This window comes from Archangium sp., from assembly GCF_045802675.1.
In the GTDB taxonomy this organism is placed as follows: Bacteria; Myxococcota; Myxococcia; order Myxococcales; family Myxococcaceae; genus Archangium.
Window position 1 is genome coordinate 140,862 of record NZ_JBJMQO010000017.1, and the last position, 10,094, is coordinate 150,955.

The window sequence follows — 10,094 nt, forward strand, 5'->3', positions numbered from 1 at the left end:
GGAGCTCACCACAGCAGCGATACCAGTCCGGCGAGCCCCACGAAGAGGAAATAGAGCGACTCGCCGGCGATAAGCCCTCCGCCCACCAGCGACGTGGTGCTCATGTCCTCGGGCAGGGCCTCGCCCTCGCCGGGAGAGCCCGCCGCGTGCGGTGCCGCCCGCTTCGTCACCGTGTTCCACGCCGAGGACAGGATGCCGCCCACGCCGAACCACAGGGCCACCGGCAGGTTCACGAAGGCGCCGAACGACGAGGCATAGGGGCTCGACAGCAGCACCGAGTCCATCGCCCACCCCACCGCGTAGCCCGTGCGCGAGCCCTTCAGGAACGCCTGGTAGCGCTCGTGGCGCTTGAGCAGCTTGCGCGTCACCTCGATGGCGAAGCCGAGCCCCAGGCCCAGCAGCAGCGCCTTCACGGTGTGCTCCGACAGCGTGCCCAGGCTGCGGATGGCGCCCACGAACTTGTACGTCATCGCCGAGCCCCACTGGCCCACCTGGATGTCCGGGTTGTCGAGCTGGTTCACGGCCAGCACCGGGTAGGCGCTCATGAAGACGCGCGCGAGCACCACGCACAGCACCGAGCCCATGATGATGCCCACCACCTGGTAGCGGAACTGGATGATGCGGTCCGTGCCCAGGCGCCAGCCCGTGGAGCGGTCCTGCTGCATGTCGCTGCCCACCGAGGTGGAGATGAGCAGGATGCTCGCGGCCATCAGCCCCACCAGCGGACTCTTCAGCCCCAGCAGCGACATGAGCAGCACGCAGATGACGAAGGCGCTCGAGATGGGATTCTGGTCGGTGATGCCGTAGGCGATGCCGTTGATGAGCACGAACAGCAGCGACAGCACCAGGCCGAAGACGATGAAGCCCAGCGGCTGCTCCAGGAGCTGCGTGGCCACCACCACCACCGCCACGCCCCAGAAGACGACCCACGCCAGCAGCCGCGACAGCTTCACCTGCTTCCACGCGGGCACCTCGCCGGCCGGGGCCTTCGCCCGGTTGCGCACCCGCTCGACGGCCTGCACCGCCAGCAGCGACAGGTCCACCACCGCCGCGCCGCAAATCATCGCCAGGCCGATGAGGAAGCCAATCTTGCGGAACGGCTCCTTCGCGCCCAGCCAGCCCATCTCCCGCAGGTACGGCGTGAACGCATGACCGATGAGCCCTCCCATGACGGCCGGCACGGTGATGCGGCTGCCCACCACCATGCCCGCGCCGATGGTGGAGGCGCTCAGGCCGGTGGCCCCCAGGCGGACCACGTGCTCGGTGAGCCACGCCACCGCCGCGCCCACGGCCGTGCCACCGCCCAGCTTGGCGATGGAGGCCTTCAAGAGGCGCTTGTCGGTGAGCGCGCGCAGGATGTTGGCCACCGCGTAGCCCGAGGGGTAGTCCAGTTGCAGCCGGTCCACGAGCAACGGCGTGTAGAGCATCCCCACGCCCACGCCGAACATGCCCACGCAGCCCACGAAGAGCATCAGGTGCCAGGCCGGCGGCTGCGGCATGCCCAGCCACACCATCGCCTGGATGAGCACGGCCATGGCGCACATGGAGGCCACACTGGCGGCCATCGTCTGCATGTAGTTGGCGCCGTGCTTGCCCTCGGGGCCGTAGCCGTAGGTGACGGCGCTGCCCAGGATTCCGGCCAGCACCTGCCCGCCCACGAAGAAGCCCAGGCTGAAGTTCATGTACGAGGCCGCAATCCCTCCCAGCGGCCCGAGCACGAAGATGGCCACCGCGCTCAGCAGCAGGTGGAACTTCCACGAGCCCGGCGCGGGCAGCCAACCGAAGCGCGGCGCTGTGCCCTCGGGCGAGGCACCCGGAGAGGCCACGGGCGGGGGAGGCGACGAAAGTGGAGGGGTGGACTGGGCCATGGGAGGTTGAGGGTAACCCAAGGAGGGATGACCCTGGACCTCAACACCCGCCGAAACATCGTGCTCGCACTCGCATTCCTGGCCGGCTGCGCCGCCTCCCGGGTGCACTGGGTGCCCCCCGCGCTCGCTCAGTCCGAGACGGGCTTTCAGCGCTGGGACTACCACTGCATGACGCCGGAAATCCCGATGAGCGTCTCCATCGAGGAGGGCCTCACCTCGTTGCTCAAGACCGCGGGCCAGCAGGGCTGGGAGCTCGTCACCGTCGACCACTACGGGAGCGTCCCCGGAGCCACCGGCAACTACTGCTTCAAGCGCCCCCTGCGCTGAGCACGCCGTTGCGTGGAGGACATCCGGACGGTGCTCTCCCGCCTGCCCTCCGTTCGCCCGAGCGTCTGCCCTGACAGCCCCGCCCTGCTCGTGGCGCCGGGCCGGGCTGCCTAGCTTGGAGCGGGAAGGAAACGCGAGAGGGGGGACTCGGAATGAGGTGGCAAGGGGGCCGTCGCAGCTCGAACATCGAGGACCGGCGGGGCATGGGCGTGGGGCGCCCGCTGGCGGTGGGAGGCGGCGCCGCGACGATCGTCATCGCCCTCCTGGTGGCCCTGCTCGGCGGAGACCCCGGGAGCGTCCTGTCCACCTCTTCCTCCTCGGGGCCCGGCACCGGCGGCTCCGGCAGGACGGCGGACCCCGCCCAGGCCGAGCTCGAGCAATTCGTCTCCGTGGTGCTCGCCGACACCGAGGACACCTGGCCGGACCTGCTGCGGCCCTATGGCGTGAGCTATGCGGACCCGCACCTCGTCCTCTTCTCGGACGCCGTGGAGTCCGCCTGCGGCATGCAGGAGAGCGCGGTGGGGCCCTTCTACTGCCCGCTCGACGAGCGCGTGTACCTCGACCTCGGCTTCTTCCAGGAGCTCGATCAGCGCTTCGGCGCGCCCGGGGACTTCGCGCGCGCCTACGTGGTGGCGCACGAGGTGGGCCACCATGTGCAGAACCTGCTCGGCACCTCCGAGCGCGTGCAGGCCATGCGGCGCCAGTCGCCTCGGGACGCCAACGCCCTGTCCGTGCTGCAGGAGCTGCAAGCGGACTGCTTCGCCGGCATCTGGGCCCACCACGCCGAGCAACAGCGCCACCTCCTCGAGCCCGGTGACGTCGAGGAGGGACTGAAGGCAGCCTCGGCCGTGGGAGACGACACGCTGCAGCGGCGCGCCCGGGGCCACGTCGTCCCCGAGTCCTTCACCCATGGCTCCTCGGCGCAGCGCATGCAGTGGTTCCGCCGGGGGCTGGAGCAGGGCACCGTGGAGGCGTGCGACACCTTCGGCGCCGCGAGCCGGGGACAGAGGCCCTCGCCCTGACGCTCCGGGGGCGGGGCGGCTCACGGCTGGCAGATGCCCGTGCAGTCCCTGTCGCCCTGCGAGGGGTCGCACGCATCCGTGGGGTCGTCGACGCACCGGGCGCTCTGCCCGCTACAACTCCCAAAGGCGAGTCCACCACAGCACTCGACATAGCCCTGGGGGACGTCGCACGGCGTGGCGTAGCCCACGCACTCTCCACCCGAGGACGGGCGGGCGTACTCGATGACCTGGATACAGGCCCCGGAATCCGGACCCTCGGTCACGGGAGCACTGAGCGGGCCACACGCGACGAGCACGCAGCACGAGGACAGCAGACACAGACGCAGGAGAGAGCTCATACCGGGGCGGAACAGCAACGCCCATGCCGCCTGGGAAGGCTCGTGTTCTCGCGGACTTCGCGGACCGCTCGCCCCCGGGGGACTCAGGAATCCAGCGGGCCGGGCGGGCGTCCCCTGGCAGCCGTGTCTCAGATGCGGGTGAAGGACCAGCTCACCGCGAGCCCGTTGGCGTAGGGCATGACGCCGTGGAAGGCCCGCGGGTCGCCATCGAACACGAGCGGCAGGAAGTGCCGGTCTCCGTCCCACAGCGGCAGGCTCATGATGTCTTGGACAGGAACCCAGGAGAGCGTGCCCTCCACGTTGCGCTCGTGGGGCGTGCCCTCGAAGCGGTCGATGCGGAACACGAAGCCGAGCCAGTCCTCGCCCTTGGGGCCGAAGCCGGGCCAGTTGATGGTGCCGCGCAGGGTGAGGTGGGTGCACTCGATGCCCGCCTCCTCGCGGATTTCGCGGCGCATGCAGGACACCACGTCCTCACCCGGCTCCATCTTCCCGCCGAGCCCGTTGTACTTGCCGAGGTGCGCGTCGTTCTGCCGCGCGTTGCGGTGGATGAGCAGCACCTTCGTCCCGTCCGGGGACAGGACGTAGCCGAGCGTGCCGATGATGGGCGTATAGGGCATGCACGGGCTCTTACCGCCCGGAGCGCGCGCCGCAAGAAGTCAGTGGGTAGGTGCCGGGCATCCGACGTCCCGTCCCCCCTCCGCGTCCTCTGGCTGGCACCCGGCTTGCTGCCGCTCGCGGCATGCGTCCTCCTGGCCACGGTTGGCGTCGCGTCGCGCGATGGGTGCTCGTCTTGCTGCTGCTCGCGCTCGGGGTGTTGCTCGGGAGCGTGGAGGCCCTGTACCGCTACGGGCTGTCCCTCGTGGGCGAGCTGCCACGGCCCCCCGTGGCGCTTCGGACGGACCTCGCCACCCGGGCACTCTGGGCCGACACGGAGGAGGGACCACTCCGGCTCGAGCCCCGCTGGTCCTGGACGCTCGCCGCCGACTTCGTCCAGACCCTCTGGCTGGATTCCCGGTATGAGCGGCACGAGCGCACCGCCGGGTCCCAGCTGGCCTGGTACGTGGCGCGCCAGTGGATGCGCTCGCGGCCCGGGCCTGAAGCCAGGTCGCCGAGGAACTGGCACCTGCGAGGGCTCGCCCTTTCCGTCTGGCTTTCGCGCCACTGGAGCGCGGAGGAAGTGCTGACGGCCTACGCGGAGGGCGTCTGGTTTGGCCGGGACCTCACCGGCCTCGACGCCGCGGCGCGCAGGTACTTCGGCAAGCCCCCCGGACAGCTCGTGCTCCATGAGGCGGCGCTCCTCGCGGGATTGCCCCAGTCACCGGAACGGAATGACCCGTTCTGCCACCCCGAGCGCGCACGGCAGCGCAGGGACGTCGTGCTCTCGCGGCTCCAGCGCCTGGGATGGATTTCCGACACCGAGCGCGAGGAGGCCCGGAAGCAGCCGCTGCTTCCCGTCGGCCTCTCCGTGGAGGAAGCGGCCGCGTGTGCCCGCCCGCGGGGCCCGCGCTGAACCCGTCTGCTCGGCCGCCCCCCGGGCAACCCGGGACAGACGCGCCCGATGGCTCGGGCCCGCCCCGACGCGGCCTCGAATGCGGGAGCGACTGGACAGCTCCATAGGCTGGTTACATTCGATTCGGTGAGAGTTCCCTGTGAGGCACTCCGGGAAACCCTCTCACCCATCGTGAACCCTATTCAGAAAAGGAGGCGTTGAATCATGTCCATCATTCGAAGGAACGATACCGAGCGGGGTGTGGTGCGGAACCGTGGGGTGGACCCGTTCGAGATGATGCAGGACCTCCTGCGCTGGGATCCGTTCCGTGAGTTGTCCCGGGGCGTGGCGGACGGTACCGAGCCCACCCACTTCATCCCCGCGTTCGAGGTGAAGGAGACGAAGGACTCGTACGTCTTCAAGGCGGACCTCCCCGGCGTGAAGGAGGACGGGCTCGACATCTCGCTCACCGGCAACCGGCTGACCATCTCCGGCCAGCGGCAGGAGGAGAAGAAGGACGAGGGCGAGCGGCACTTCGTCTACGAGCGCAGCTTCGGCAGCTTCTCGCGCTCCTTCACGCTGCCCGAGGGCATCGACACGGAGCATGTGCAGGCCGAGCTCAAGAACGGCGTGCTGAACGTGGTGGTGCCCAAGAAGCCGGAAGTCCAGCCCAAGCGCATCCTCGTGAAGGGCGTGGACGAGGGCGAGAAGAAGGCGCAGGCGTAGTTCCTCCCTCCTCGGGGCCTCGCCGACGAGATGCGGACCGGGATTCACGTCCCGCGCCCGCGGCTCTCTCCTTGGAGTCGTGGATTCCAGGAAACTCCCGATCCAATTTGTTTGACGGTAAAACTTTATACTAGGGTGATCGCCCGGGTGCGTTCGTGATGGCGCACCGACCAGGAGCGATCACGTGTTCAGGAGATTCGGAATCGCGCTGGCCGCGGTGGTGGGCATGACCCTCACCCTGGCGGCGTGTGAGCAGCAGGAGCAGCCTCAGTCCGACGAGGGCGAGGCGCAGGTGGTGGTGCGCGGGCTGTCGGCCTACTCCATCGACCGGATGGTGGTCACCGCGCGGCCGGCCAACATCACCCAGACGCTGGAGTACAACTTCGACGCCGGCACCTTCTCCGGGCGGATGGTGCTGCCCGCAGGAGAGCAGACCCTGACGGCCGAGGGCTACTCGTCCAGCTACGTGCCGCCCTCGGACGGCGGTACCACGGACGGGGGCTCGTACGACGGCGGCTTCGTGGACGCGGGCACCTCCGATGGTGGCGCCATCGACGCGGGCTCGCCCTCGGACGGCGGCTTCTCGGACGCGGGCTCGTACTTCGACGGCGGCTCGACGAGTGGCGGCACCCTGGTGGCCACCGGCTCCACGACGGTCACCATCACGGCGGGCGCCTCGACGGCGGTGACGCTGCGCATCTACGACCTCACGCCGAAGCCGCCGCAGGGCGACATCGGGCCCCTCATCCGCTCGCTGCAGGCCTCCCGGTCGACCACCACCGTGGGCAGCGCCATCCAGCTGACCGTGGACGCGGTGGACCTCGACGGGGATGCGCTGTCGTACACGTGGACGAGCAGCTGCGCGGCGAGCACCTTCGGCAGCCCCTACTCGGCCACCACGAGCTGGAGCAGCAGCGCCTCGGGCGTGTGTAGGCTCGCGGTGACGGTGTCCTCGCGCGGGCAGAGCGTCACCGAGTCCGTGGAGGTGTCGGTCTTCTCGGCGCCGGTGGACGGCGGCCCGGGAGAGGGCAGCATCCAGGTGAATGGCGAGTACATCGCCCGGCCCTACATCGGCTACGTCAACTTCCGGGGCGGGAGCGCGTACGCGTACGTGTACCGGGACCCCTACTCCAATGCCACCCTGCCCACGCTGCAGGCGGGGACGACGTACTACCTGGACGTGAACATCGACTACGGCACGCGCTTCGGCACCTTCGCGAACACCGTGGAGACCGACTGCGGCGGCACCGTGTCGCTCGCGTATGACAGCTGCTCGACGGGTGGCTACTGCACCGCGAGCTACACCTGGACCACGCCGGCTTCCGGGACGGTGTGCAAGGTGACCATGAAGGCCTCCAACGGCACCCTCGCCGACAGCTTCTCCGTCGGCGGCGTGGTGCGGTAACACGCGGCACCTCCGCCAGCCCCCGGCCGTGCTCTTCCGGGGGTTGGCGGTACACCGGCGCCGGGACGTGGCTCAGTCCCGGTAGCCGCGGGCCTGCAGGTTGAACAGGTGCGCGTAGCGCCCGTTGCGCGCCATCAGGTCCCTGGCAGTCCCTCCCCCTCCACCAACCGGCTCACTTCGGTGAAAAAGGGGAGGAAGCTTTGTGGACAAGCCTTGCAGAGCTCTTGGGGATTCGCGCGGCCCAGCACCCAGGGGGCATCGACCTGCTCGATGTAGGATTGCCTCTTGCGGTACTTACGGAAGAGCTGTTCCACCACCCGCTTGGGAGGTTCGCGATCGTTCTGCTCCTCCACCGGCTTGCGCCAGCTCTTCTCGATGGCATCCCCAGTCCCAAGTCGCTGCTTGAGCAGCTCGGGAACGCCAAGCAGGAGCGCCTCCAGATCATGCTTGAGGCAGTGAGGACGGTAGTGAGAACGCACCTGTTCAGGCAGTCCGACTTCATCGGCGGCCTGGTAGAAGCGGCGACGGAGGAGCTCCTGCAACTCCTGGAGTGAACGATGCCGGTCGCCTGTGCGCTCATACTGAGCCATGGGGTAGAGATCCGGCAGGGCGAAGACGTAATCCTCCGCATGACCCTTCAGGTGCCGGGCAGCCGTCCGCCCCAGTTCCTGGAGGATCCAGCCCTTCCCCCCGCGAGGGTAGAAGGAGATGCCCACACCCGCCTTACGTCCTCTCCCCATCAGTTCTCGCAGGAGCGCCTCGAGCCCAATGCGATCGCTCGGGCCCTCGACGTAGACGAGCACGTTCACGCCCGCCCCTCCAGCTCATCACTCAGATGGAGTTGGGCCAGCCCGGCACTCCCCAGCTCCTCCACTTCCTGGCGCAAGGCCTCGTTGGAGGAGGGACGGACGAACAACGCGCGCCCGTCCACCTTCTTCATGACGGCGATCTCTTCCAGCGAGAACTGGCTGAGAAAGTACGGCGAGTGCGTGGTGACCAGGAGTTGGGTCTCGGTGGAAGCCAGCCTCAACACCCCGGCCAGTACCGGCAACACTCGGGGATGCAGCCCCACCTCGGGCTCATCGATGCAGATGAACGGAGGCCGGACAGGAGCGAGGCAAAGCACCAACCAACACAGCAAACGGAGCGTGCCGTCCGAAAGGTCCGCCAGCGTCAACTCGTCCTTCACGCCCTCTTCCCGCCAGATACCCATGACCATCCCCGACCCCCCCCGAGCCTTGACCGTCAGCGATTGGAAGGAGGGGATGGCCGAGCGCAGATGCGTCTCCAGCTCGCCCCAGCGCTCCGGGCTCTCGGTCATCAGGTGGAAGAGCACGGCACTGAGATTGGCACCATCCTCCCGGAGCCAGGGCTCGGGCTCGGACAGGACAGGCCTGCGCAGGGCAGCAGTCATCCCCACATCGAATCCCGTGTAGAACCTCCAGCCCGAGACGAACTCCCGGAAGCCGCTGATGACACGCAGGTTGGGATCCAACGCCCTTCGCAATGCGAGCTCGTTGGGAGGAAGCGTCCAGGAACTGATGAGCGGATGGAGGCGGTCCTCGTTCCACACCTGTGTGCGTATAGAGCCCTTCCCGTTCTTGAAGTCGAGGAACTCGGACAACACCGCCTGTTGTCCGTCCGCTGCCTTTTCATCCAAGGCAACGAGTTGCTCCGAGACAACACGCGTACTTCCAAGGGGCCCAGCCAACTGTACGGCATACTGGAGGACGCGGCCGTCACTTCCCACGACCTGCAACGACAGGTGGATGCGTTCAGGGGAGCCCGCGTGAAACAGTCTCTTGCCAACGCTCCGGGGGTCCACTTCGGGAGGTATTGGATTCACCGCCACGAAGGACAGCATCCCCAGGAGATCGAGCAATGAGGACTTGCCCGTCGCGTTCGCTCCGATGAGCACCGTCAAAGGCCCCAGGTGCGCATCAAATCCCTCCAGCGCACGATACCCATCCACGTGCAAGCGCGAGACCTGAACTGGAGGCGCCAGCGGCTCTTGCGTCACTTCAACGTTCGTCTCGCTCATGTGCCCTGCCTGTCCACGGCATCCGCCACGGGTCTTCCTCTGGCTCTACCCACAGGTCATGGGAGATCTTCTCTCGAAGGTAGCAAACACCTCGTCAGCGGGGCATCCAAGAGTGGCCCCAGACGTTGGCTAGTCCCGGTAGCCGCGGGCCTGCAGGTTGAACAGGTGCGCGTAGCGCCCGTTGCGCGCCATCAGGTCCGCGTGGCTGCCCATCTCCTCGATGCCCCCGTTGTGCAGCACGGCGATCCGGTCCGCCATGCGCACCGTCGAGAATCGGTGGGAGATGACTAGAGCAATCCGGTCCGCCGCCAGGTCCTGGAACCGCTCGAAGAGGGCGTGCTCGGATTCCGCGTCGATGCTCGCCGTCGGCTCGTCCAGGATGAGCACCTCCGCGTCCTCGCGCATGAAGGCCCGCGCCACCCCGAGCTTCTGCCACTGCCCGCCGCTCAGCTCGTGGCCCTTCTCGAACCAGCCCCCGAGCATCGTGTCGTACTGATGCGGCAGCGCTTCGATGACGCCGTTCGCCCCGCCCTGCTCCGCCGCTCGCACAATCCGGTTGCGGTCCTCCAGCGCCGGCACGTGCCCCAGCCCGATGTTCTCCGCCACGTTGAACTGGTAGCGCACGAAGTCCTGGAACACCGCCCCGAAGCGTGAGCGCAGGTCCTCCGGGTCCATGTCCTTCAGGTTCACGCCCCCGTAGAGAATCTCTCCCTCGGTCGGCTCGTACAGCCGCAGCAGCAGCTTCACCAGCGTGCTCTTGCCCGCCCCGTTCTCCCCCACCAGCGCCAGCTTCTCGCCCGGCTCGAGCCGCAGCGTCAGGTGGCGCAGCGCCCACGCCTCCTTCCCCGGATAGCGGAACGACACGTCGCGCAGCTCGA

Annotated in this window: 11 protein-coding genes; 5 read left to right on the forward strand and 6 right to left on the reverse strand. The window is 68.3% G+C overall.

The window, feature by feature from the left end; all coding sequences use genetic code 11:
- Positions 1-5 precede the first annotated feature (5 nt).
- Complete coding sequence (locus ACJ8AN_RS04120; protein WP_407753893.1) at positions 6-1,868, reverse strand: OPT/YSL family transporter; 1,863 nt, start codon at positions 1,866-1,868, stop codon at positions 6-8.
- A gap of 27 nt (positions 1,869-1,895) precedes the next feature.
- Between ACJ8AN_RS04120 and ACJ8AN_RS04125 the strand changes: the two genes are divergently transcribed.
- Together ACJ8AN_RS04125 and ACJ8AN_RS04130 are read left to right on the forward strand one after the other, a co-directional pair.
- Positions 1,896-2,195, forward strand: coding sequence for a hypothetical protein (locus ACJ8AN_RS04125; RefSeq protein ID WP_407753894.1), 300 nt, complete (start codon positions 1,896-1,898; stop codon positions 2,193-2,195).
- Between the two features lie 152 nt (positions 2,196-2,347).
- On the forward strand, positions 2,348-3,217 hold the full coding sequence (locus ACJ8AN_RS04130; protein ID WP_407753895.1) for a neutral zinc metallopeptidase: 870 nt from the start codon (positions 2,348-2,350) through the stop codon (positions 3,215-3,217).
- Between the two features lie 20 nt (positions 3,218-3,237).
- Here ACJ8AN_RS04130 and ACJ8AN_RS04135 read toward each other — a convergent pair whose 3' ends face one another.
- Positions 3,238-3,555: a hypothetical protein gene (locus ACJ8AN_RS04135; RefSeq protein WP_407753896.1), complete on the reverse strand. Its 318-nt coding sequence runs from the start codon at positions 3,553-3,555 to the stop codon at positions 3,238-3,240.
- A 128-nt stretch (positions 3,556-3,683) separates the two neighbouring features.
- On the reverse strand, positions 3,684-4,172 hold the full coding sequence (locus ACJ8AN_RS04140) for an NUDIX hydrolase (RefSeq protein WP_407753897.1): 489 nt from the start codon (positions 4,170-4,172) through the stop codon (positions 3,684-3,686).
- A gap of 164 nt (positions 4,173-4,336) precedes the next feature.
- Here ACJ8AN_RS04140 and ACJ8AN_RS04145 point away from each other — a divergent pair, with 164 nt between their 5' ends.
- The 3 genes from ACJ8AN_RS04145 to ACJ8AN_RS04155 all read left to right on the forward strand — a co-directional run bounded on the left by ACJ8AN_RS04145 (position 4,337) and on the right by ACJ8AN_RS04155 (position 7,175).
- The gene (locus ACJ8AN_RS04145; RefSeq protein WP_407753898.1) at positions 4,337-5,065 is read left to right on the forward strand and encodes a transglycosylase domain-containing protein; all 729 of its coding nucleotides are present in this window, start codon (positions 4,337-4,339) and stop codon (positions 5,063-5,065) included.
- A 201-nt stretch (positions 5,066-5,266) separates the two neighbouring features.
- On the forward strand, positions 5,267-5,770 hold the full coding sequence (locus ACJ8AN_RS04150) for an Hsp20/alpha crystallin family protein (RefSeq protein WP_407753908.1): 504 nt from the start codon (positions 5,267-5,269) through the stop codon (positions 5,768-5,770).
- Positions 5,771-5,954: 184 nt separating this feature from the next.
- On the forward strand, positions 5,955-7,175 hold the full coding sequence (locus ACJ8AN_RS04155) for a hypothetical protein (RefSeq protein WP_407753899.1): 1,221 nt from the start codon (positions 5,955-5,957) through the stop codon (positions 7,173-7,175).
- A gap of 134 nt (positions 7,176-7,309) precedes the next feature.
- Here ACJ8AN_RS04155 and ACJ8AN_RS04160 read toward each other — a convergent pair whose 3' ends face one another.
- The 3 genes from ACJ8AN_RS04160 to ACJ8AN_RS04170 form a co-directional block, all read right to left on the reverse strand.
- Positions 7,310-7,984, reverse strand: coding sequence for a DUF4276 family protein (locus ACJ8AN_RS04160; protein ID WP_407753900.1), 675 nt, complete (start codon positions 7,982-7,984; stop codon positions 7,310-7,312).
- Positions 7,981-9,216 carry an AAA family ATPase gene (locus tag ACJ8AN_RS04165; RefSeq protein ID WP_407753901.1) on the reverse strand — a complete coding sequence of 412 codons (1,236 nt, stop codon included), beginning with the start codon at positions 9,214-9,216 and terminating at the stop codon, positions 7,981-7,983. Before ACJ8AN_RS04165 ends, ACJ8AN_RS04160 begins: the two co-directional genes overlap by 4 nt.
- Before the next feature lie 129 nt (positions 9,217-9,345).
- Positions 9,346-10,094, reverse strand: a 749-nt coding sequence (locus tag ACJ8AN_RS04170) for an ABC transporter ATP-binding protein (RefSeq protein WP_407753902.1), incomplete at its 5' end; no start/stop codon positions are given.

Coding starts and splice junctions, on each gene's coding strand:
- ACJ8AN_RS04120 (WP_407753893.1), bottom strand. CDS start 1,868: ATGGCCCAGTCCACCCCTCCACTTTCGTCGCCTCCCCCGCCCGTGGCC.
- ACJ8AN_RS04125 (WP_407753894.1), top strand. CDS start 1,896: ATGACCCTGGACCTCAACACCCGCCGAAACATCGTGCTCGCACTCGCA.
- ACJ8AN_RS04130 (WP_407753895.1), top strand. CDS start 2,348: ATGAGGTGGCAAGGGGGCCGTCGCAGCTCGAACATCGAGGACCGGCGG.
- ACJ8AN_RS04135 (WP_407753896.1), bottom strand. CDS start 3,555: ATGAGCTCTCTCCTGCGTCTGTGTCTGCTGTCCTCGTGCTGCGTGCTC.
- ACJ8AN_RS04140 (WP_407753897.1), bottom strand. CDS start 4,172: ATGCCCTATACGCCCATCATCGGCACGCTCGGCTACGTCCTGTCCCCG.
- ACJ8AN_RS04165 (WP_407753901.1), bottom strand. CDS start 9,216: ATGAGCGAGACGAACGTTGAAGTGACGCAAGAGCCGCTGGCGCCTCCA.